Annotated in this window: 25 protein-coding genes; 11 read left to right on the top strand and 14 right to left on the bottom strand. The window is 45.6% G+C overall.

All coding sequences use genetic code 11. The features are described from left to right. Positions 1–139: 139 nt before the first annotated feature. A complete protein-coding gene (locus tag NSU05_RS02250; protein ID WP_003246726.1) occupies positions 140–493 on the bottom strand; it encodes a hypothetical protein in 354 nt (117 codons plus the stop codon). A gap of 164 nt (positions 494–657) precedes the next feature. Here NSU05_RS02250 and ycnK point away from each other — a divergent pair, with 164 nt between their 5' ends. Genes ycnK through NSU05_RS02235 form a run of 3 tightly spaced genes read left to right on the top strand, consistent with a single transcriptional unit; the run spans position 658 to position 3517 of the window. After that, a complete protein-coding gene (gene ycnK / locus NSU05_RS02245; RefSeq protein ID WP_015252812.1) occupies positions 658–1230 on the top strand; it encodes a copper uptake transcriptional regulator YcnK in 573 nt (190 codons plus the stop codon). 34 nt (positions 1231–1264) lie between these two features. After that, entirely contained in the window at positions 1265–2890 is a 1626-nt protein-coding gene (gene ycnJ, locus NSU05_RS02240; RefSeq protein WP_038428363.1) for a copper transporter YcnJ, read from the top strand. Between the two features lie 12 nt (positions 2891–2902). Continuing rightward, entirely contained in the window at positions 2903–3517 is a 615-nt protein-coding gene (locus NSU05_RS02235; protein WP_038428362.1) for a DUF1775 domain-containing protein, read from the top strand. A 43-nt stretch (positions 3518–3560) separates the two neighbouring features. On the opposite strand, the gene gdh is transcribed toward NSU05_RS02235, so the two are convergent. The 4 genes from gdh to gabT form a co-directional block, all read right to left on the bottom strand. Then, the gene (gene gdh / locus NSU05_RS02230) at positions 3561–4346 is read right to left on the bottom strand and encodes a glucose 1-dehydrogenase (protein WP_003246720.1); all 786 of its coding nucleotides are present in this window, start codon (positions 4344–4346) and stop codon (positions 3561–3563) included. 19 nt (positions 4347–4365) lie between these two features. Beyond that, positions 4366–5229 (bottom strand): glucose uptake protein GlcU, encoded by an 864-nt coding sequence (gene glcU, locus NSU05_RS02225; protein ID WP_003234455.1) that lies wholly within the window; start codon positions 5227–5229, stop codon positions 4366–4368. Between the two features lie 122 nt (positions 5230–5351). Further along, positions 5352–6740 (bottom strand): succinate-semialdehyde dehydrogenase, encoded by a 1389-nt coding sequence (gene gabD, locus NSU05_RS02220; protein ID WP_038429981.1) that lies wholly within the window; start codon positions 6738–6740, stop codon positions 5352–5354. 68 nt (positions 6741–6808) lie between these two features. Further along, positions 6809–8119: a 4-aminobutyrate--2-oxoglutarate transaminase gene (gene gabT, locus NSU05_RS02215; RefSeq protein WP_038428361.1), complete on the bottom strand. Its 1311-nt coding sequence runs from the start codon at positions 8117–8119 to the stop codon at positions 6809–6811. 106 nt (positions 8120–8225) lie between these two features. On the opposite strand from gabT, the gene gabR reads away from it, so the two are divergent. After that, positions 8226–9665: a transcriptional regulator GabR gene (gene gabR, locus NSU05_RS02210; protein ID WP_038428360.1), complete on the top strand. Its 1440-nt coding sequence runs from the start codon at positions 8226–8228 to the stop codon at positions 9663–9665. Between the two features lies 1 nt (position 9666). Here gabR and NSU05_RS02205 read toward each other — a convergent pair whose 3' ends face one another. Continuing rightward, a complete protein-coding gene (locus NSU05_RS02205) occupies positions 9667–9981 on the bottom strand; it encodes a metalloregulator ArsR/SmtB family transcription factor (protein ID WP_003234476.1) in 315 nt (104 codons plus the stop codon). A 139-nt stretch (positions 9982–10120) separates the two neighbouring features. Here NSU05_RS02205 and NSU05_RS02200 point away from each other — a divergent pair, with 139 nt between their 5' ends. From NSU05_RS02200 to NSU05_RS02185, 4 genes are all read left to right on the top strand, one after another. Continuing rightward, complete coding sequence (locus NSU05_RS02200; protein ID WP_038428359.1) at positions 10121–10408, top strand: putative quinol monooxygenase; 288 nt, start codon at positions 10121–10123, stop codon at positions 10406–10408. A 16-nt stretch (positions 10409–10424) separates the two neighbouring features. Next, positions 10425–11174, top strand: coding sequence for an oxygen-insensitive NADPH nitroreductase (nfsA, locus tag NSU05_RS02195; protein ID WP_003234479.1), 750 nt, complete (start codon positions 10425–10427; stop codon positions 11172–11174). Positions 11175–11337: 163 nt separating this feature from the next. Further along, complete coding sequence (locus NSU05_RS02190; protein ID WP_038429980.1) at positions 11338–12216, top strand: TetR/AcrR family transcriptional regulator; 879 nt, start codon at positions 11338–11340, stop codon at positions 12214–12216. 19 nt (positions 12217–12235) lie between these two features. Beyond that, on the top strand, positions 12236–13654 hold the full coding sequence (locus NSU05_RS02185) for an MDR family MFS transporter (protein ID WP_014478836.1): 1419 nt from the start codon (positions 12236–12238) through the stop codon (positions 13652–13654). 46 nt (positions 13655–13700) lie between these two features. Here the strand turns inward: NSU05_RS02185 and yclQ are convergent, their stop codons facing one another. The 4 genes from yclQ to yclN are packed head-to-tail and all read right to left on the bottom strand — an operon-like array spanning position 13701 to position 17318. Further along, positions 13701–14654 (bottom strand): petrobactin ABC transporter substrate-binding protein YclQ, encoded by a 954-nt coding sequence (gene yclQ, locus NSU05_RS02180; protein WP_038428358.1) that lies wholly within the window; start codon positions 14652–14654, stop codon positions 13701–13703. Between the two features lie 21 nt (positions 14655–14675). After that, positions 14676–15434, bottom strand: coding sequence for a petrobactin ABC transporter ATP-binding protein YclP (gene yclP / locus NSU05_RS02175; RefSeq protein WP_041336852.1), 759 nt, complete (start codon positions 15432–15434; stop codon positions 14676–14678). Next, on the bottom strand, positions 15428–16375 hold the full coding sequence (gene yclO / locus NSU05_RS02170) for a petrobactin ABC transporter permease YclO (RefSeq protein ID WP_003246705.1): 948 nt from the start codon (positions 16373–16375) through the stop codon (positions 15428–15430). Before yclO ends, yclP begins: the two co-directional genes overlap by 7 nt. Further along, positions 16368–17318 (bottom strand): petrobactin ABC transporter permease YclN, encoded by a 951-nt coding sequence (gene yclN / locus NSU05_RS02165; RefSeq protein WP_014475804.1) that lies wholly within the window; start codon positions 17316–17318, stop codon positions 16368–16370. Before yclN ends, yclO begins: the two co-directional genes overlap by 8 nt. A gap of 384 nt (positions 17319–17702) precedes the next feature. On the opposite strand from yclN, the gene NSU05_RS02160 reads away from it, so the two are divergent. The 3 genes from NSU05_RS02160 to NSU05_RS02150 all read left to right on the top strand — a co-directional run bounded on the left by NSU05_RS02160 (position 17703) and on the right by NSU05_RS02150 (position 19505). Then, positions 17703–19067, top strand: coding sequence for an aspartate kinase (locus NSU05_RS02160; RefSeq protein WP_033883679.1), 1365 nt, complete (start codon positions 17703–17705; stop codon positions 19065–19067). Positions 19068–19220: 153 nt separating this feature from the next. Then, entirely contained in the window at positions 19221–19334 is a 114-nt protein-coding gene (locus tag NSU05_RS02155) for a YjcZ family sporulation protein (protein ID WP_003234495.1), read from the top strand. Positions 19335–19415: 81 nt separating this feature from the next. Continuing rightward, complete coding sequence (locus tag NSU05_RS02150; RefSeq protein ID WP_015482794.1) at positions 19416–19505, top strand: YjcZ family sporulation protein; 90 nt, start codon at positions 19416–19418, stop codon at positions 19503–19505. 99 nt (positions 19506–19604) lie between these two features. Here the strand turns inward: NSU05_RS02150 and phrC are convergent, their stop codons facing one another. The 4 genes from phrC to yclJ all read right to left on the bottom strand — a co-directional run bounded on the left by phrC (position 19605) and on the right by yclJ (position 23114). Beyond that, positions 19605–19727, bottom strand: a complete 123-nt coding sequence (gene phrC, locus NSU05_RS02145) for a phosphatase RapC inhibitor PhrC (RefSeq protein WP_003224994.1) — start codon at positions 19725–19727, stop codon at positions 19605–19607. Beyond that, positions 19711–20859: a response regulator aspartate phosphatase RapC gene (gene rapC / locus NSU05_RS02140; protein WP_017696151.1), complete on the bottom strand. Its 1149-nt coding sequence runs from the start codon at positions 20857–20859 to the stop codon at positions 19711–19713. Before rapC ends, phrC begins: the two co-directional genes overlap by 17 nt. 163 nt (positions 20860–21022) lie before the next feature. Continuing rightward, positions 21023–22444, bottom strand: a complete 1422-nt coding sequence (yclK, locus tag NSU05_RS02135; RefSeq protein ID WP_339204406.1) for a two-component system sensor histidine kinase YclK — start codon at positions 22442–22444, stop codon at positions 21023–21025. Further along, complete coding sequence (gene yclJ / locus NSU05_RS02130) at positions 22431–23114, bottom strand: two-component system response regulator YclJ (protein ID WP_015482792.1); 684 nt, start codon at positions 23112–23114, stop codon at positions 22431–22433. The genes yclK and yclJ overlap by 14 nt, the downstream gene beginning before the upstream one ends. Between the last annotated feature and the right edge of the window lie 104 nt (positions 23115–23218).

The raw sequence follows: 23218 nt of genomic DNA, 5'->3' as shown, positions 1-23218 counted from the left end.
AGATAAAAAAATATGTTCAGAGAATGATGCTTCCCTTTGACTCTATGTTAAAACGCTTACAGTCCCTATACAATTGAAAGTAAAGAGGACTTTGGCACATGACTGTGACAATTTTTTAAAAATAAAAAGGCTCCTGGTTTCAGGAGCCTTTTCTCTTTCCTCTATAAATAATGTTGCCGTTTTGAATCACGTACTTTGCGATCATCCGCTCACTCACAATAAAAACGGGATACGCGCACACAAGCGCAAATACAGCCATCGGCACGTGCTGTACAGCTGGCAGCACTGAGCCTGCCGCATTGCGGAGGAGCATCAAAAGATAAATAAGCAGCACGATGGCCGCTAATGATACCAGCATAATCGGAGCTGAAACTTTATATTCATAAAGCCGTTCCCGGCAGTGGCCGCAGCGAAATTGACAAGGCACATTTGATGATCTGACCATATCGCCTGTCAAAGGTTTGCCGCAGTTCGGGCATGGTGTTTCTTTCATAGGGTATTCCTCACTTTCTATTCCATCTGTCTATTATACCAGAGTCCCTTCTGTTTCGTTTTGTTGCTGTTCAACACATTTTCACATTTTTTATCATCCACTTACTTGTCTCCGTCTCTAAAATCCTCTACGCTTAAATAGATCTTAATGAAGAGGGTGTATGAATGCTTCCGATTAATAGACAGCAACACATACTGAAGTGGCTGAAAGAAGAAGGCTCGCTTAGAATTTCTGACATCAGCGCAAGGTTCGGCGTTTCGGAAATGACGGTATATAGAGATGTCAATCAGCTGGTTCAGTCAAATCAGGTCATAAAAACCGCCGGCGGTATCACGCTCCCCGTCCGAACACCTCAAACAGATCATATGTGCAGCTATTGCTTGAAGCCCGTCAATCAAGCTCATTCGGTTCAGCTGATTACGGTAAACCAAGACATTGAACAGCTATGCTGCGCACATTGCGCGTTTTTGCGTTACGCGGATAAAACGGAAGAGGTTTCACACTTGATTTGCAGAGATTTTCTGTTACAGACAACCGTCAGTGCCGGTTCGGCTTATTTCGTCGTAAATGCTGAATTAAACCTGCACTGCTGCCAGCCGCAGGCCATTCCGTTTGCGACACTTGACCATGCCGAACGATTTCAAAAAGGATTCGGCGGAGCCGTCCGCACTTTCGACCAAGCGCTGGAAGATATGCTTCAAGACAGAAAGAAACGCTGCACCTGCACCAAGAAATAACACAACACATACAGCGGAAGGTGGTGTCTGAGTGATGAAGCGAAACAGATGGTGGATCATCCTTCTGCTTTTTCTTGTTTTCCTGCCGAAAACAAGCTTTGCTCACGCCTATATTGTCAAATCTTCACCTGGGGAAAACAGCGAATTAAAAAGCGCCCCTGCGCAGGTGGAAATCGAATTTAATGAACCGGTTGAAGAAGGGTTTCATTACATTAAAGTCTATAATTCAAACGGCGACCGTGTGGATACGGACAAGACTGAAATCAAAAAAGATAATCATCACATCATGACAGTGAAGCTGAAGAAGAATCTGCCTCATGATGTGTACAGAGCGGAATGGAATGCTGTATCCGCGGACGGGCATCCTGTTTCCGGCGTCATTCCGTTCAGTATCGGGAAAGCGGATGGCGGATTCAGCAGCCAAAAAGCAGCCGATTCAGCGCTGAATCCGGGAACAGCAGCAGATCGCGCGATTCTGTATACAGCCTTATCTCTGTTTATCGGAACGGTTTTCTTCCATCTTTTCTGGTATAAAGGGAAATCAGAACAGCTCGTCAAACGGACGAGACGTATCCTGATCGTTTCGATCGCAGCATTGGGGCTAGCGCTTTTGCTTCAGCTTCCGATTCAGACAAAAGCGAACGCAGGCGGCGGCTGGGGCAGCGCATTCCAGCCGGGCTACATCAGAGAAACACTGTTTGAGACAGCAGGCGGCTCCATTTGGATCATACAGGCCGCGCTGTTCGTGCTGCTCGCACTGTCTGTAATCCCTGCGATACGGAAAAACCGCTTTTCATCCTTTGGCTATTGGACAGCGCCGCTCATTTTCTTTTTCGGTCTCCTGCTTGCCAAAGCGTTTACCGGGCATGCCGCTGTCGTTGAAGAAAAAACGGTCGGCATTTTGATGGATTTCCTTCATTTAACTTCCGCTTCCATCTGGGTCGGCGGAATAGCGGCACTCGTTTTGCTGCTCTCAAAAGAATGGAGGCAGCCTGACAAAACGCTCGCGTGGGAGACGGTCAGACGGTTCTCCCCATGGGCGCTCACTGCAGTCGGCGTCATTTTGTTTTCAGGCTTGCTCAATGGATTTTTCATCATTCGTTCAATGGATTCACTGTTCCATACAGCGTACGGACAAGCTCTTTTAGTGAAAAGCGGGCTGTTTGTTTTCATGCTGGTCTTAGGCGCAATTCATTTTCTGCTTACCAGAAAGCAGCGCCGCACAGGAATCAGCCGAACGTTGAAAGCGGAGTGGGCAATCGGCATCGCTGTATTGATCACAGCGGCCGTGTTTACAAGCCTGCCAAGCCCGCCTGAGCCGGCGCCGGAACCGTTCTACCAAACCAAAGCGATTGAGAACGGACAAAGCGTTTCTCTCAGCATCAGCCCAAACCAGCCCGGAAAAAATGTTTTTGAGCTGCGGGTCACCGACCATAACGGAGATCCCGTGAAAAACATCCAGCAAATCACGTTAACCGTTTATAAAACAGGCCTGTCAGGCAGCGAAAACAAAAGCACTTTTACATTAAAAGAAAAAACAAAAGGCGTCTTCCAGGATCAAAACCTGTCGATTAATGAAAAAGGAAACTGGAAGATCAAAGTCCACGGCCTGACCGGCGACTTTAACGAAATCAATATCATGTTTACAAAGACCAATTAAGGAGTGTTTACGTTGTTGAAAAAAATCGCATTGACACTATGTCCGGCTATTGTCGGCTCCCTCTTATTCTTTACGGCCCCTGCCAGCGCGCATGTTTCTGTAAAACCGGCTGAGTCTGCTGCAGGCTCTTGGGAAACGTATACAATGAAGGTTCCTTCAGAGAAAAATCTGCCGACAACGAAGGTAGTCCTCAAAATGCCGAAGGATGTTGAATTCCAGCAATATGAGCCAATTCCGGGCTGGAAGGTCTCCACTCAAAAACATGATGACAAATCAGTGTCCGTGACATGGGAGGCGACTGACGGAGGCATTCAGGAAGGACAGTTCCAGCAGTTTACCTTTGTTGCCAAAAACCCTGACAAAGCGGAGGAAGCTGCTTGGGACGCATACCAATATTACAAAGACGGCAGCATTGTTGAGTGGACAGGTGACGAGGATGCCGATACACCTCATTCCATTACAAACATCACGTCTGCAAAACAAGTGACAGATGAGCACGGCGCCACGAAAACAGAAGACGATTCCGAAGACTCAGGTTCTTCAGCTCTAGACATTACAGCGATTGTGCTGTCTGCGGCTGCCATTATTTTATCTGTAGCAGCACTTGTTAAGAAAAAGCGTGCGTAATAAAAAAGCGATCCAGATGTGATGTCTGGGTCGCTTTTTTTGTTTAACCGCGTCCTGCCTGGAATGAAGGATATTGTGTCATACCGCCGTCCGCGAATAACGTGATGCCTGTGACGTAGCTGGCTTCCTTCGAAGCAAGCCAGGCTGCTACTGCGGCGATCTCCTCCGGTTCGCCGATATATCCCATTGGAATCATGCTTTCTACATCAGCTTTCTGTTTAGGGTCAGCGAATTTTTCAGCATTGATTGGCGTGTTGATCGCACCTGGCCCAATATTATTGACGCGAATGCCCTTCGGCGCGTATTCCAACGCTAATGTTTCTGTCATCAGCTTTATCCCGCCTTTACTTGCCGCATAGTGGACAAATAACGGCCAAGGAATCACTTCGTGCACACTGGACATGTTAATGACATTTCCCTTGATATCGTTTTCTACGAAATATTTAATCGCTTCACGGCTTCCTAAAAAGGCACCCGTTAAGTTCGTGCCGATGACTTTATCCCAATCCTTGAGCGGCATTTCGTGAGATGGTACAGGATTTTCAAGACCGGCATTATTAATCATAATATCGAGTGTGCCGAACTCCTTAATTGCCGTTTGCACGATATTTTTTACATCTTCCTCTTTCGTGACATCTCCTTGGACGACAACAGCTTCACCGCCCGCCTTGATGACCTCTTCTTTTACCTCGTTTGGATCTTGTTTATTACTATAATAGTTGATAACCACTTTTGCCTGCTCCTTGCCGAAGCGAATGGCCATCGCCTTTCCGAGCCCTGAAGCAGCTCCTGTAATAGCGACGACTTTTCCTTTTAAATCCGGATACATATACATCCTCCTCCATTTGTTATGAATTTGTTTTGGCGATTCCTAAGAATACGGCGGCGGCAATAATCAGGATAATCCCGATCGCAATTGCTATTAGCTGGCGTTTCGTTTTCTTTTCACGCAGGATGAAAATACCGCCGAGCGTAGAAATGACAATTCCCATTTGTGAAAGGGAAAAGCTCGTTGCAACGCCGACTCGCGGCTGAGAAATAAACAAAAACATATTTCCGCCTGCCCAGATTAACCCTGGGAGAATATTTCTGATCGCATACTTGTTAAAGGGTTTGTGTCTATAGGTTAAAACTAACCCCCCGACCACCATACCAATTGCCTGTGGCAGCAACGCGGACCAGCCGGACACATTGAATAATCTAGCCACGACTACATAAACCAAATAACCAAGAGTCGAAACAAGGAGAATCAAAATGCCCTTTTTCAAATTGCTTGGCTCGCCCTCTTTTTTATCATTCTTATCTTCCAAGGACGTGAGAATGATTCCTACAATGATAAAGATCAAAGCGAGAACGCCAAGCGTAATCGCAATCGGTGTTGACCATTCGCGGAACACGATCACACCGAACAGCGAGGTGGAAACGAGCTGCATTCCTGTGGAAATCGGCATTGTTTTCGACACGCCCATCAATTGAATGCTTTTCAGCTGGTTGGCCTGTCCAAGTGACCAAAATAAGCCGGATACGATTCCAACAATAAAAATGCGAAGGGACAGAACGGGCTGAACAAAAAAGTAAATAACGATAGAAACAATGAGCGCCCCGATCGTCGTTCCCAGTGTCTGGCTGTACGGCCCGCCGCCTAATTTCACATTGAAGAGAACAATGCTCCCCCAAAACAAAGCCGGGAGAAGAGCCAATAATAAATCCATTGTTGGGGAACCTTCTTTCAAAATGTATTTGCTGTTATTTTGGCTGGAATTGTTGTGATTATTCGCCGGAACACAAAAAGAGCTGCCGGAAAATCCGGCAGCTCTTAGGAGCGTGCATTCTTTTATAAACCGATGGACAAATATTTTGTTTCAAGGTACGGCTCGATACCTTCTGAACCGCCTTCACGGCCGATGCCGCTTTCTTTCATTCCGCCGAATGGCGCTTGAACAGCTGACGGTCCGCCGTCATTCCAGCCGATAATGCCATACTCTAGATTCTCGGAAATATAGATGCCGCGGCGGTAGTTTTCTGTGAAGAAGTAAGCAGCCAAGCCATACGGTGTATCGTTGGCAAGCTGAATCGCTTCATCAATATCAGAAAACGTGACGATCGGGGCGACCGGGCCGAATGTTTCCTCATGCATGATGTTCATGGACGGATCGACATCGGTGAGCACTGTCGGATTCACAAAGTAGCACCCTTTGTCATCGTTTCGGTTATATGTGCCCCCAGCAATCACTTTCGCGCCTTTTTCAACCGCATCATCTATTTGGCTGACGATTTTTTCGAAGCCTCGTTTGTTGATGATCGGGCCGACATTGACGCCTTCCTCAAGTCCATTTCCGACTTTCAGCTTAGACACTTGCTCGCTCAGTTTCGCAGCAAATTCATCTTTAATGGATTCATGAACGATCAGGCGGTTGGCACATACGCAGGTTTGGCCGGCGTTTCGGTATTTGGACGCCATCGCCTGTTCAACGGCAAGGTCAATGTCCGCATCTTCATCTACGATCAGCGGGGCGTGTCCGCCGAGTTCCATTGAGACGTGCTTTACGGTGTCCGCGCTGTTTTTCATAAGGATTTTCCCTACAGGTGTTGAGCCTGTGAACGTGATTTTGCGGATTTTCGGACTGCTTGTGAACACATTTCCGATTTCTTCTCCATCGCCGATCACAACCTGAAGAACATCCTTCGGAATGCCCGCTTCATATGCGAGGCGCGCTAGTTCATAAGCAGACAGCGGTGTGTCCGGCGCCGGCTTGATGATAAATGTACAGCCGGCGGCAAGAGCAGGCGCCGCTTTGCGTGTAATCATCGCATTCGGGAAATTCCAGGGCGTGATAGCAGCAACAGGGCCGACCGGCTGGCGTGTGACAACAATTCGTTTACCAGTTGTCGGGGCCGGGACCGTTCTTCCGTACACACGCTTCGCTTCCTCTGCGAACCATTCGATATAGCCTGCGCCGTAAAGTACCTCGCCAACTGCTTCCTTGTATGGTTTTCCGTTTTCCTTTGTAATTAAATCTGCAAGCTCTTCTTTATGTTCAACAATCAGCTCATACCATTTTTTCAAAAGAGACGCTCTTTCGTTCGCTGATGTTTTAGACCACGTTTTAAACGCTTGATGTGAACGTTCAATGGCTTCTTCTACCTCTGTGGCTGATTGCTGAGGAATCGTTTTGATCTCCTCGCCCGTAGCCGGGTTGTAGACCGTTAATTGATCTGGCATATTGAACATTCCTTTCTTTTCATGATTACTTAAAATGATAGCAGACCCGGCCATTTTCTTTCCAATGATTAAGCTCGCAGGCCCGCCTCCAAGATGCTGAGCCCTTCATTTAATAGGCTGTCTGAGATGACGAGCGGTGTCAAAAAGCGGATGATATTACCGTTAATTCCCGCTGTCAGCAAAAGTAATCCGTTTTGATTCGCATAGGCTGCGATCGCCGCTGCTTTTGCTTTATCAGGCTCACGCGTGTCTGGATCCTTGACGATTTCGATTGCGGCCATCGCCCCGAGCCTGCGGATGTCACCGATGATCGGGAATTCTTGTTTCCACTCATACGCCTTGTCTTCAATGATTTTGCCAATTTCTTCAGATCGCTCATTCAGTCCTTCTTCTTCGATAATATCCAAGACTGCCAAAGCCGCCGCGCAGCCGAGCGGGCTGCCGGCATACGTGCCGCCCAGCTCCCCTGGCGCTGCCGCATCAAGCATTTCCGCACGCCCAATCACACCGCTTAATGGCAGGCCTGCCGCAAGCGATTTAGAAACCGTGATCAGATCGGGCACTACATCAAAGTGCTCAATTGCGAAATAAGTGCCAGTTCTGGCAAAGCCGGTTTGGATTTCATCAGCAACAAAAACAATGCCGTGTTCTTTGCAGAATGAAGCGACGTGCTGTACGAACCGTTTCGAAGGAATAATAAATCCGCCTTCTCCCTGCACCGGCTCCATCACGACACACGCCACCGTTTCAGGCGCCACTGAAGCGATAAAGAAATCATTGAATGCTTGAATGACCATATCGTCATAGCTTTCATCACTCATGCCGGCCGGCTTCTGATAATAATAAGGGAACGGCGCTTGATAAACCTCTGGCGCAAAAGGCCCGAAACCGAATTTATAAGGTTTTACCTTGCTTGTCATGCTCATCGTCATATTCGTGCGTCCATGAAACCCGCGCGTAAACGAGACAACGCCTTGGCGCTTTGTATACTTTCTGGCGATTTTCACAGCGTTTTCGACCGCTTCTGCCCCTGAGTTAAGAAAAATCGCTTTTTTCTCATGGCTGCCCGGCGCGATGCCGCACAGTTTTTCTGCTAATTCGATATAAGTCGGGTACATCATGACATTAAAACCAGGATGAATCAGCTCCTCCGCCTGCCGCTTCACAGCCTCAACCACCTTCGGATGCGAGTGTCCGACATTTAACGTGCCGATGGCGCCTGCAAAATCAATAAATCTCCGGCCGTCCAGATCGTACAGCTCGGCCCCTTCTCCTTTGACCGCCAGACTGCGGTTGCCGTTGCTCACACCTTTTGACACAAATTGATCCCGTTTTTGCTGCCATTGTGCAGTTGTGATGCTTACTGTTGTTTGACTCATGTGAATATCCCCCTGTCGGTATTTTCTTATCATTCTGACTTCTCTTTGGTATGATGAAAAGTACCAATTATAACTTTTTGATGGTATCAGAAGGAGAAACTACAAAATGGATATCACAATTACACTCGATCGTTCAGAGCAAGCCGATTATATCTATCAGCAAATTTATCAAAAGCTGAAAAAAGAAATCCTCAGCCGCAATCTGCTGCCGCACTCGAAGGTTCCCTCCAAGCGGGAGCTGGCTGAAAATCTCAAGGTCAGCGTAAATTCAGTGAATTCAGCCTATCAGCAGCTGCTGGCTGAAGGGTATTTGTACGCCATTGAACGAAAGGGTTTCTTCGTGGAGGAACTAGACATGTTTTCCGCCGAGGAGCACCCTCCATTTGCACTGCCGGATGATCTAAAAGAGATTCACATCGACCAGAGCGATTGGATATCGTTTTCACACATGAGTTCCGATACAGACCATTTTCCGATCAAAAGCTGGTTCCGCTGCGAGCAAAAAGCGGCCTCCCGCTCATACCGCACGCTCGGCGATATGTCACATCCGCAAGGGATATATGAAGTGAGAGCTGCCATTACCAGGTTCATTTCCCTGACGAGGGGTGTAAAATGCAGGCCAGAACAAATGATCATAGGGGCAGGCACACAGGTGCTCATGCAGCTGTTGACTGAGCTTTTACCCAAGGAAGCCGTGTATGCGATGGAGGAGCCTGGCTACAGGCGCATGTATCAGCTTTTGAAGAGTACCGGAAAACAAGTAAAGACGATCATGCTGGATGAAAAGGGCATGTCGATTGCTGAAATCACCAGACAGCAGCCAGATGTGCTGGTGACTACCCCGTCGCATCAGTTTCCGTCCGGAACGATTATGCCTGTATCCAGAAGAATTCAGCTGCTGAACTGGGCAGCCGAGGAGCCGCGCCGATATATCATTGAGGACGATTATGATAGTGAATTCACATATGATGTAGACAGTATTCCAGCGCTGCAAAGCCTCGACCGTTTTCAAAATGTTATCTATATGGGAACCTTTTCAAAGTCCCTTCTCCCCGGCTTGCGGATCAGCTATATGGTGTTGCCGCCTGAGCTGTTGAGGACATACAAACAGCGGGACTATGATCTGCAGACTTGCTCGTCACTCACGCAGCTCACTCTGCAGGAATTTATCGAGTCTGGTGAATATCAGAAGCATATAAAAAAAATGAAGCAGCATTATAAAGAAAAGAGAGAACGCCTGATCACCGCTTTAGAAGCAGAGTTCAGCGGAGAGGTTACCGTAAAAGGGGCAAATGCGGGGCTGCATTTTGTTACCGAATTTGATACCAGGCGCACCGAACAAGACATCCTGTCACATGCTGCCGGGCTGCAGCTTGAAATATTCGGAATGAGCCGATTTAACTTGAAGGAAAACAAGCGGCAAACGGGCAGGCCAGCTCTCATTATCGGCTTTGCACGGCTGAAGGAAGAAGATATTCAGGAGGGTGTGCAGCGGCTTTTCAAAGCGGTTTACGGACATAAAAAAATCCCCGTTACAGGGGATTGATTCACCAGCGGTCCTGGTCTACATTCAGCACGGCTTCAAGCAGGCCCGGAAATGCCTTTTCAAGGTCTTCAGCGCGAAGCGAATAATACCGGCGCTTTCCTTCTATCCGAACTTGAGCGATGCCTGATTCTCTCAAAACTTTAAAATGATGCGATAAAGTCGATTTGGCAACCTGCACATCTGCACAGGTGCTGCACGTTTTTTCTTTTGCTTCAGCTAATTGCTTGACGAGCTCTAAACGAAGCGGATCACTAAGTGCATGAAGAACCTTTGTCAGCTGCAATGTTTCTGTTTCTGGATGGTTTGGAATGTTCATGACACAAATGTATCACACAACAATTAGAATGACAATTTTACTATTTAAGGGTTTTTCCTTTACCTCAATTAGAATACATGTTACATTTAGTTCGATGAAATTCGAACAATAAATTCGCATAACAACGGAGGAGATTTAAATGATCGTATTACAAGCTTATATCAAAGTAAAACCAGAAAAACGCGAGGAATTTTTGAGCGAGGCTCAATCACTTGTTCAGCATTCAAGAGCTGAGGAAGGCAACGTGCAATACGACCTATTTGAAAAAGCAGGCGAAGAAAATACATTTGTCATGCTTGAAAAATGGAAAGATGAAGCGGCAATGAAATTCCATAACGAAACTGCGCATTTCCAAGGGTTTGTTGCAAAAGGAAAAGAACTGCTGAGCGCTCCTCTTGATGTTGTCCGCACAGAGCTTAGCGAGTAAAGGAAGGGTGTCTCATATGAATGAAGTGATTAAATCTTTAACAGACCACCGCTCGATTCGCAGCTACACAGATGAGCCTGTAGCTCAGGAGCAATTGGACCAAATCATTGAAGCGGTGCAATCAGCCCCTTCTTCTATCAACGGACAGCAAGTGACTGTGATCACAGTCCAGGATAAGGAGCGCAAAAAGAAAATCTCCGAGCTGGCAGGCGGCCAGCCATGGATCGATCAAGCTCCTGTTTTCCTGCTGTTCTGCGCAGATTTCAACCGGGCCAAAATTGCGCTTGAAGATCTGCATGATTTCAAAATGGAAATCACAAATGGATTGGAATCTGTTCTTGTCGGCGCAGTAGACGCTGGTATTGCCCTCGGCACAGCAACAGCAGCGGCGGAGTCACTCGGACTTGGCACAGTTCCGATCGGTGCAGTTCGCGGAAATCCTCAAGAGCTGATCGAACTGCTTGAGCTTCCAAAATACGTGTTCCCTTTATCCGGCCTTGTCATTGGGCATCCTGCCGACCGTTCAGCGAAAAAACCGCGCTTGCCGCAGGAAGCTGTCAATCATCAGGAAACTTATTTGAATCAGGATGAGCTGACGTCTCACATTCAGGCATACGACGAACAGATGTCTGAATACATGAATAAACGGACAAACGGAAAAGAAACAAGAAACTGGTCACAGAGCATCGCTTCCTACTATGAGCGCCTGTACTATCCGCACATCCGTGAAATGCTTGAAAAACAAGGATTTAAAGTTGAAAAATAAGCTCTTATTCGGCCTGTCGGATTTTCCGGCAGGCCTTTCATTTACCCGGTTAAAATCCATTGACTTCTATTTTGTTTATTTGGTAAAATTTTTTCATAGTTACTCATTGGTTTTCTGTGAACCAATGGGTTTTCTAATGTTCAAGAAAGAAGGAAGCCATGAGATGCTTGATAAAAAAACAGATATCTTGTTAGCCGCGCGAAAGCTTTTTTCGGAAAAGGATTTTACGTCGGTTTCCATGCAGGCGATCGCAGAAGAATGTAAGATGTCAAAAGCTTCGATATATAAGCTGTTCCAATCTAAAGAAGATCTGCTTTTGGAGCTGCTGTCATTTAACCAGAAGCAAATGGTGGCCGCAGCCTCAAGACTTCAGGAAAATACCGCACTTACACCGGAGGAGCGTTTGACGCAAAAGGTCAAAATGGAACTGGAGGGCTTCAGGCGGAATCAGCAGTTTTTCAATATGCTGACCTACGGAAACCCCAAGCTGCATAATGACCGGGTCAAACAGCATATCCATCAGACCAGATCGACGATTATCTGCTGGCACCGCGATTCGCTGATCCAGGCGTATGGAGAAACCATTCTCCCGTTTGTGTGGGATTTGGTTATCATTCTTCACGGCATGATGCGTGAGTTTTTAATGCTGATCAAAATCGAGGAAAAACCGCTTGAGCTTGACCCGATCGCAGAGTTTATCATCAGCACCCTCAATCAGATTATCAAAAACAGGGAAACCCGCCAGTCTCTTCTTCCGCCCGAAGCCATCGAGCTTTATATTCATTCAGCATCCTCCTACAAGCCAAAGGATAAGTCAGTCCTATTATCGGAAAGCCTGAAGGAATTACATAAAGGCATCTCTTCCCTGCCCGCCGCGGACTATGACGTAGATGAACTGACATCCGCAGCCGCCATGCTGGAGGAAGAAGCGAAGAAGGAAGAACCCCGCGCTTTTTTACTCAAATCACTGATTGGCTATCTGGAACAAACCGGTGTTTTAACACAGCCCGTTTCCATGTTAAAAACACTGTTAATTACTTAGAGAAAAGAAGGGATATGTATTGAACACAAGTATTGAACAAAAACCTTTTAACCGTTCTGTCATTGTCGGCATTTTGTTAGCCGGAGCGTTTGTGGCGATTTTGAACCAGACATTGTTGATTACCGCACTTCCCCATATCATGAGGGATTTCAATGTCGATGCCAACCAAGCACAATGGCTGACAACATCATTTATGTTAACCAACGGGATTTTAATTCCGATTACCGCGTTTTTAATTGAGAAATTCACAAGCCGGGCGCTGCTCATCACAGCAATGAGCATTTTCACTGCCGGAACAGTCGTCGGAGCGTTCGCGCCGAACTTCCCGGTTCTGCTGACAGCGCGTATCATTCAAGCGGCTGGAGCCGGCATTATGATGCCGCTCATGCAGACTGTATTCCTGACAATCTTTCCGATTGAAAAGCGCGGCCAGGCTATGGGTATGGTCGGATTGGTCATCTCATTCGCGCCTGCGATCGGACCGACTCTTTCCGGATGGGCTGTCGAAGCTTTCTCTTGGAGATCATTGTTTTATATTATTCTTCCGTTTGCTGTGATTGATTTGATTCTTGCCAGCATCCTGATGAAAAACGTGACGACTTTAAGAAAAACACAGATTGATATTTTATCAGTCATCCTTTCAACATTTGGGTTCGGCGGCCTTCTGTACGGCTTCTCAAGCGTCGGCTCTTATGGCTGGTCCAGTTCAACCGTCTTGATTTCACTGCTGGTGGGTGTCATCGCGCTGCTCTTGTTTATCACAAGACAAATGAAGCTTGAAAAACCGATGCTGGAATTCCGCGTCTTCACGTTTGGCGTTTTCAGTTTAACAACACTGCTGGGAACCCTCGTCTTTGCATTATTGATCGGTACGGAAACCATCCTGCCGCTTTATACACAAAATGTCAGAGACGTCACAGCTTTTGATACAGGGCTTATGCTCCTTCCGGGAGCCGTTGTGATGGGCTTTATGTCGCCGATTATCGGCAGAATTTTTGACCGTGTCGGCGGAAGAGGGCTGGCGATTGCCGGTTTCTGCATCATCTTCCTGACATCTCTGCCGTTTATGCAGCTGACTGACCATACGTCACTCGCTTGGATTGTCGTTTTATACACCGTTCGTCTCTTAGGCACCGCCATGATCATGATGCCGGTGACAACAGCTGGAATCAACGCGCTGCCGCGCCACTTGATTCCGCACGGAACTGCGATGAACAACACGATTCGCCAAGTCGGCGGCTCGATCGGAACCGCACTATTGGTTTCCGTGATGAGCAACCAGGCGGCACATGCAGGCACGACAAATGTAAAGCACGCCGCCCTGCACGGCATGAACGCCGCTTTTATTGTGGCTGCCGTCATTGCACTTGTCGGCTTCCTTCTCTCATTCACATTAAAAAAACCTCAGCGCCCTGCCGAACAGCAGCCGGCACGCTGATTAACAAAAAAAGAGCCCCGCTATTTAGCGGAGGCTCTTTTTGGTTTTACTTTTCTAAACCGTCTTTCACTTCTTTGATCATTTGTGCCATAGACTCAAGACCGCCTCCTGATAAGTACCAAGTAGCAGAATCAAGGTAGACGACATGATCATTTTTCACTGCGTTTACATTTTTCACATAATCATTTTCAACGACTTGTTTAGTAGATGATGTTTCACCGATCGCTGTACCGCGGTCAATGACAAACAGGTAATCCGGGTTTGTTTTTGAAATGTACTCGTAAGAAACGCTTTGTCCGTGAGTAGACGCTTTGATGTTTTTATCAGCCGGTGTCACGCCGAACACGTCATGGATCAGGCCGTATCTTGATTTAGGACCGAATGCGCTGATCTTCCCGTCGTTCGCCATGATGACGAGACCGTTTTTGTTAAGCTTTTCAGCGGTTTTCTTTACATCTGCGATTGAGTGATCAATGTTTGCGAGCTCATCTTTCACTTTGTCTTCTTTATCAAAGATTTTACCGATTGTTTCAGCGTCTGATTTAAATGATTCCATGTACTTCGCTGTATCTACACCAAGGTAAATCGTCGGCGCAATTTTAGAGAATTCTTTGTAAGACTCAGATTGTCTTGCTGAAATAATGATCAGATCAGGATCTAATTCTGCCACTTTGTCGAAGTCTGGCTCTTTTAAGCTGCCGACATCAGCGTATTTGTCATCCTTGAATTTGGACAGATATTTAGGAAGGACTTGTTTCGGCAGGCCCGCTACTATATCATCAAGTCCTAGTTTATCTAATGTATCTAAGCTTCCAAAGTCAAATACGACAACTTTTTTAGGGTTCTTCGGTACTTTTGTGCCGTTTTTGTCGAGCTGGTGTTTCACTGTGATTTGTTCTTTCTTTGTATCAGAACCTTTGCTGCTTGTGCTTTGGTTTCCGCATGCAGAAATGACAACGGCAGTGACCAAAGCGATGAATAGTAACGCGAACTTTTTCATGCTCCTCACCTCTTCTATATATTAAGAAAAATAAACACCTATTCTTTGATTATCAATCGTCTGAATCGGGATGGTCATATCGTAGATTTCCTCAAGCACTGATGTTTCTATCATTTCTTCAGGCGGTCCTTCTTTAACGATTCGGCCGTTTTTCAAAGCGACGATATAGTCAGAATAGACTGAAGCAAAATTGATATCGTGAATGACGATCACGATCGTTTTTCCAAGCTCCTCTACCAGCCGTTTCAGCAGTTTCATAATTTCAACTGAGTGTTTCATATCCAGATTGTTCAGCGGCTCATCCAGAAAGATATAATCTGTGTCCTGGGCAATGACCATGGCGATAAATGCCCTTTGGCACTGTCCGCCGCTCAGCTGATCCAAGTATTTGTCTTGAATGTCTTCCAGCTTCATATAGCTAAGCGCTTGGTTGATATGAACCCAGTCTTCCTCTGTCAGCCGACCCTGTGAGTACGGAAACCTGCCAAAACTGACAAGGTCTTTGATCGTGAGCCTGATATTGATTTGGTTCGCCTGTTTCAAAATGCTCATTTTCTTGGCAAGCTCTTTGCTGTCACATGCTCCAATCTCTTGTCCGTCTATGTAAATCTCGCCGGAATCCTTTTTGATCAGGCGGCTCATGATAGACAGCAGCGTACTTTTGCCGGCGCCGTTAGGACCGATAAACGAGGTGATTTTGCCCTTTTGAATCGTGACTGACGTCTTTTCAAGAACAACTTTCCCGCCATATTGTTTGCTTACATTTCTGACCTCTACCATGATTTATTCTCCTTTAACAGCAAGTAGATAAAATAAATCCCGCCGGCAAAATTAATAATGACGCTCAGCGTCGTTGAGAAGGTAAACACTTTCTCAACCACAAACTGCCCTCCGACCAGCGCAATGATGCTGATGAAAACGGAGCCTGCGATTAAGTATGAATGCTTATATGTTTTCAGGAATTCTCTCGCCAGGTTGACGACCAGAAGGCCTAAAAACATAATCGGCCCGACTAGCGCTGTTGAAACAGAAACCAAAATCGCAACCACGATCAGCATCTGCTTCACCACTTTGTCGTAGTCAATGCCCAAATTCACGGCGTGCTCGCGTCCGAGCGACAGCACATCGAAAAATTTTGTAAAACGCCAGACATAAACGCCTGTCAGCAGGAAGATGATGAACGCGAGCCATAACAAATCCGTATTGATATTGTTAAAGCTGGCAAACATCTTGTCCTGCACAACTTGGAACTCATTCGGATCAATCAGCATCTGCATAAAGGAAGACAAGCTGCTGAACAGCGTGCCAAACACGATTCCGATAAGCAGAAGGAAAAAGATATTTCTCCCCTCACCCTTGAACATGATCTGATACAAAACAAGAGAAAACAGGATCATCAGCAGAACAGAGATGATAAAGTTGATGTTTTTATTCATGATGACCATATTCGCAGAACCGAACAAAAAGATAATGCCAGTCTGAATCAGCATGTAGAGAGAATCAAGGCCCAAAATGCTCGGCGTTAGGATGCGGTTGTTCGTAATCGTTTGAAAGATCATGGTCGAAAACGCAATCGCTCCCCCAGTCAGCACAATGGCAGCGACTTTTTTGATTCGTCTCGGCAGGGTGTAATCCCAATTTCCTAAGTCATAAAACAAAAACAAGCCAATACATACAATGGCTAAACCAACGAGCAAAGCTATTTTCATCTGGTTACGCATAGGCTTTTCTCCTTAACAGCATAAACAGGAAAATGCCGCTGCCGATGATTCCGACCATCAGGCCAATCGAGATTTCATAAGGGAAGATAATGATTCTGCCCAGTATATCGCAAAACAGCACAAAAACTGCTCCCAACAGCGCAGTATGCGGCAGGCTGCTCTTCAGATTGTCTCCTCTGTAAATCGATACAATATTCGGGATGATTAAACCGAGAAACGGCAGCATACCGACAGTCAAAATGACAAGAGACGTGATCAGGGACACGATAATGAGCCCGATGTTCACAACCCGTTTATACTTGAGGCCGAGGTTGACAGAAAAGCTTTCACCCATACCGGCCAATGTGAATTTATCCGCATACACATAGGCAATGATGACGAGCGGAATACTCAGATAAAGAAGCTCGTATCTTCCTTTCACGACTAAAGAGAAGTCTCCCTGCAGCCATGATGACACATTCTGGATCAAGTCATATTTATATGCGATAAATGTCGCGATTGAACTGACGATATTCCCGAGCATTAAACCGACAAGCGGAATAAAGATGGTGTCGTTAAACTTGATTCTTTCAAGGATTTTCATAAACAGAAAATTTCCTGCAAGGGCAAAGACAAACGCGACCAGCATTTTGATTAAAGGACTGGCGGATGTAAACAGCAGCAAGGAAATTAAAATGCCGAGCCTCGCCCAATCCATCGTGCCCGCCGTCGTCGGTGACACGAATTTATTTCTGCTGATCTGCTGCATAATCAAACCGCAGATGCTCATGCTTAATCCCGCGATGACAATGCTGATCAATCGCGGCAAACGGCTTGCAAACAGCGTTGACGCCTCTTGTTTGCTTAAATCGAAGAGATCAAGCGGCGACAGATCTTCTACACCGATAAATACAGATGTGACTGCTAATATGATAAGTAGAATAAATAAGTAACGTAGCTTCATGCTGCCTCCTTACATCCTTACAGCAAAAAGAACGTATCTCCTACTCCGCAAGGACTCAAAACAATATGGCCATATAGTAATTGATTATCATTATCATTTACATATTACCATTTTTATAGGGTTAGTCAATATTCTTTAAAAATATTAACCTAGTCATTTATCAATTTTACTAATCATTCTAACCATTTTCCATCCCAAAACGTTAGGCTGTTTACCATATTTATCTTTATAACGCAGGCATACGGTCAGCAAACCTAACATTATTCCTCGTGAAAAATACAAATGTTCTCCTGAGAAAGAAATTCCCCCTTGATTTACAGTACTGAAAGAGAGATAATAAATACTAAATTTGTGTGAAAATTTTAAACATTAGGAGATGTAAACATGAAGGTCGTTAAATTCGGAGGCAGCTCACTTGCTTCAGGCGCCCAGCTTGACAAGGTGTTTCACATCGTTACCTCAGATCCGGCACGGAAAGCTGTAGTCGTTTCAGCTCCGGGAAAACGCTATGCCGAGGATACGAAAGTGACTGATCTCTTAATCGCATGTGCAGAACAATATTTGGCAACAGGCAGCGCACCTGAACTGGCGGAAGCTGTTGTGGAACGGTACGCTCTCATCGCCAATGAGCTTCAGCTGGGGCAAAGCATTATCGAAAAAATCAGAGATGATCTGTTTACGCTTTTAGAAGGAGACAAAAGCAATCCCGAACAATACCTTGACGCAGTCAAGGCCAGCGGAGAGGATAACAATGCCAAACTGATCGCCGCTTACTTCCGTTATAAAGGCGTCAAAGCGAAATATGTAAACCCGAAGGATGCCGGCCTCTTTGTGACAAATGAACCCGGCAACGCGCAAGTTCTTCCTGAATCCTATCAAAACCTCTATCGTCTTCGGGAACGTGACGGACTCATCATTTTTCCCGGTTTTTTCGGATTCAGCAAGGATGGCGATGTGATCACATTCTCACGGAGCGGTTCTGATATTACCGGTTCGATTCTTGCCAACGGACTACAAGCCGATTTGTACGAAAACTTTACAGACGTGGACGCTGTGTATTCTGTCAATCCGTCCTTCGTTGAGAATCCAAAGGAAATCAGCGAACTGACATATAGAGAGATGCGGGAGCTGTCCTACGCGGGCTTTTCAGTGTTTCATGATGAAGCGCTCATTCCGGCATTCAGAGCGGGGATTCCTGTTCAGATCAAAAATACGAACAACCCCTCAGCCGAAGGCACCCGCGTCGTCAGCAAGCGGGATAACACAAACGGGCCTGTCGTCGGCATTGCCAGCGACACCGGTTTTTGCAGCATTTATATCAGCAAGTATCTCATGAACAGAGAAATCGGTTTTGGCCGCAGAGCCCTTCAAATCCTGGAGGAGCATGGTTTGACGTATGAGCATGTTCCATCGGGAATCGATGACATGACAATCATTTTACGGCAGGGGCAAATGGATGCCGCCACTGAACGCAGCGTCATCAAACGGATCGAAGAGGATTTGCATGCCGATGAAGTCATCGTCGAGCATCATCTCGCCCTGATTATGGTTGTAGGGGAAGCGATGCGCCACAATGTCGGTACAACGGCAAGAGCCGCCAAAGCATTATCAGAGGCACAGGTGAATATCGAAATGATCAATCAGGGGTCTTCTGAAGTGAGCATGATGTTTGGCGTAAAAGAAGCCGAAGAAAGAAAAGCCGTTCAAGCGTTATACCAGGAATTTTTCGCGGGCGTGCTGATCTCTTAATCGTACATAAATAGCGGGCGGCAGCGCCCGCTATTTTTTTATATCACCTTCATATAGCCGAATTCTTCATTTTTTCTCTTGTCCACTATTATCCCTGCCAAATGGATCGGTTCAGCATATCTTATAGTATCCTTCATAGGGAGGTGAAACCTTATGTCAGGATACTCTAACGGCGGCGGTTACGGCGGCATCAGTTCTTTCGCTTTAATCGTTGTATTGTTTATTCTATTAATTATCGTAGGGACTGCGTTTGTTGGCGGCTTCTAAGCTGCTGACCGTCTCTGCGGGACCCTGTCCGCCACAGTTTTGCAGCATTTGCTGAAGCAATCTCGCAAGGAGGTGCACAAAATGTCAGGTTACGGAACTTCTTTCGCTTTGATTGTTGTGTTATTTATCCTCTTGATCATTGTGGGAACTGCATTTGTAGGAGGCTACTAAATAAACGTAATCTCCATGAAGGCGGCGCCGCAAGACTATGTCTTGCGGTGTTTTTTTGAAAAGAAAAACCCCTTCTCGCTAATGAGAAGGGGCTTGTTCTTACGTCATTCCTCTTTCTGTCACATGAAAGTCGAGTGCTTCCGCATTAGCAGAAACGCCAGCCGCTGTAAAAATCGCGGCTGCGGCCAAACAAATAACAAACAACTTAGATTTCAATTTCATACAAACCTTCACTCCTTTGTATTTGTTTTCTTGCCTCTTCAACTTGTAGAAAGTAGGAAGCAGACAGTTTAAACCATTTCTGTTCATAGTAATATTTTGCTACTTCTAGGGCTAAATCCTCTATATCAGCGTACATATTTTTATTTTTTAGGTATTGGAAACATCGTTCGATTCCTTCTTCATTGGGCTGATCCTGATATAGGGATTGCAAAAACTCGAATTTTACGGCATAGTCTGCATCGTCTGTTTCTTTAGCATATTCATAGCCCCGCTTGTGATATTCCGAAGCTTTATCATGTTTTCCCCGTTTATAATAAATCAAGGTAATTAAAAAGTATGCTTGCGGCAGTGAATTGACGATCCTGCTGCTTTCAAAAGTGGAGACCGCTTTTTCAAAGTAATCAATGGCAGGGTCTAGAAGGTCTTGATTGTAATAGCATAATCCGAGATTGTAGTATGCTCTTCCGACCAGCTGGGCTTTTTGTTCCGCTTGGGCCATATTGAGCGCCAATTTGAAATGGCGTGCGGCTTGTTCGAAATTTCTTTCATCCATCAGGTTGACCCCGAAGACGAAATGGCATTGAATGATTCTCACATTATAGGTTTCCTGCTCCACGTAAATTTCATAAGCGTTTTTTATATTAATCAATGAAAAATACGTTTGCTTCATATAATAATAAGCTTCCGCGATTTTAAAATAGAATTCAGCCCGTTCAATATGGTCTGCGACAAAGGAGAGCTTTTTCTCCGCCTGTTTATAGTATGTAATGGCAGAAATAAATTCCCGCTTATCAAACTCATACATCCCGCGAAAAAAATTCACGTAATAGTCGAGCAGCCCTTTGAGATCTGCCTGGTTGCTGTCAATGTTTCTTGATAATTCAGACAGGCTTGGCTGGTCTTCGATATTTAATTTCTCTAACGGCTCAAGATAATCCAGCATAAGCTGGTGCCGGAATTCCATTAGTGAATAATAAAGCAGCAAGTTGGAATCATGCTGCATGTGTTTCAATTCCTGCTGGATTTCAGCTTTTAACACTTCGGCATCCGGCACGCTGAATGTCCGGATATATTTGTACCACTCGTTAATTTTTTGACCGACCGCTGAAGAAGGAATTACCCCACTCTTCATTCCTTCACCCTCTCCCATCAAAAACTGTTTATGTCATATTTTATCATGTTTATAGGCCGTCCCAACCCGAAAAACACGCAATCTTTGTTTTCGGGAGCACGCAATAAACCGAAGCGGTGTGCAAAAAAGGCGGCTCCATCAGATGATGCCGCCGCCCTGTATGCTATTGCTGTTTTGCCGTTAAAGGAAGGCGGATGATGAACTTTGTGCCTTTCCCTTCTTCACTCTTGATTTCTACTGTGCCCTGGTGCATTTCAACAAGCTGCTTGACGATCGAGAGACCGAGTCCGTATTCACCGTATGCCGTATTCGTTCTTGAAATATCTGCTTTATAGAACCGTTCCCAAATATGCTCAATATCCTCTTTTGGAATGCCGATACCCGTGTCTTCAATTTCAATAATCGTCTCTTTATAACCTTCCATTCCGCGCAGCCAAATGTCACCGTTTTTCGTAAATTGGATGCTGTTTTTCGTAATGTTGACGAGAATTTGAATGAACCGGTCATAATCGGCATGTACGATGACGTGATCCTCTACCTGGATCATCAGCTTGTTTTGTTTTTCTTCCGCCTGCTGCTGCAAGTGCTCTTTCACGATTTCAAACACCTCGATCAGAGGAACGTCTAGCTTGTTCAAGGTAATTTGCTGGGATCTGATTTTTTCATAATCCAGATTTTCTTTTACGAGCCGCAGCATGCGCTTCGTTTCCTCACTGATCAGCGAGAAGCATTTATCCTTCTTATCCTCAGGAATCGTATGGCTGTTCAGCCCTTCAACCAAACCGTTGATCGTCGTCAGCGGTGTTTTTAATTCATGTGACACGTCAGCGATAAACTGCCTTCTCCGCTTCTCAAGGCGATCGATTTCATCCCTTGACTGCTTTAGTTTTTTCGCCATGATATTAAAGTCAGACGCCAGTACGCCGATTTCGTCCCCGTAGCTGTTTTCCAAATGGATGTCATAATCGCCGGAAGCCACTTTATCTGTCGCTTCTCTCAGCTTTTGAATCCGTTTGACATGGAATTTGGACAGAAGCCAGCTCACGAGAATCGTAATCACAAGCGTGCTGATCACAGCGTAAAACATATAGAGGTTGACCTGATTGACCATCTGTTCAACACCGCTGATCGGAGAAATCAGCAGAACAGCGCCTTTAAATTCGTTCTGAACAAATATAGGCTGCGCCACAAGTGACACTTCATCATCAAAACGGCCATCTGCCCTGATCATGACAGTCTGCCCTTTTTTTAGCTTATTCCATTCTGACTTCTTCAGCTGTTCCCTTGGTGGGTGATGAAAGCCTTCAGGAAGAAAATAAGGCTGCTGCTCTTCATTAAAGATGATAAACTGCGTCTTTCTTGTGCTTAAAATGTCCTGATAAGGATAGAGCCTGCGCATGTCCACCTGGCCGGATTGGAATTCATTTGCAATCTGCACCGCATATGACGTCAATTCCTCTACTTTGTTCTGATAGGCAAATTCCTTCACAAAGTGGGAAAACAGAGAAATGATAATGACAAACGCTAAAATCAAAATGCTGATATGGCTTAGCAGCAGCTGATATAAATATTTAATCTTCATCAAATTTATACCCTACTCCCCACACAGTATACAGGAAAGGCTTGTCCTCGCTGGCAAGCTTTTTACGCAGCCGTTTGATATGAACGTCAACCGTTCGTTCATCTCCATAAAACTGATAGCCCCATACCTGCTCGAGCAGCTGTTCTCTGGAGAACACCTGCCGCGGATTTTGGACAAGGTAATAAAGCAGATCGAATTCCTTCGGCGTGAGATTTTCTACAGGCTCTCCGTTTAATAATACTTCTCTCGTCTTCTTATTAATGGTAAAGCATTCTGATTCGATCATATCTTCATCAATAACCGCTTTGCCTGTCGCCTTGTATCTTCTGATGACGGCTTTGATGCGGGCAACCAATGTCAGCGGGCTGAACGGCTTTGTGACATAATCGTCCGCCCCCATCTCAAACCCGATGACCTGATCTGATTCAGTGTCTTTGGCAGTCAGCATGATAATCGGCACCGTGCTTGTCTCTCTTATTTTTCTGCAGATGGTCACGCCGTCCATAGATGGAAGCATGATATCCAAAATGATCAGATCCCAATTTTCTTCCGTAAAACGCTGGTACCCTTCTAACCCGTCATGAACGAATTCCGCTTCAAAACCTTCTTTAAAAAAGAACATCTCCGTCATCGTACATACACTAACATTATCTTCTATCATTAATATTTTCATTATATCCTCCGGTTGTTTTGATGCTTTTTTATATAATAGCACCATTTTAAACAGAAGGTTTTGCGTTTCACAATTGTTAGTTTTTATTTCATCAACTAGAAATA

It is taken from the genome of Bacillus sp. EU52 (genome assembly GCF_037964975.1).
Lineage (GTDB): Bacteria > Bacillota > Bacilli > Bacillales > Bacillaceae > Bacillus > Bacillus subtilis.
This window is presented reverse-complemented; position numbering and strand designations above follow the sequence as displayed.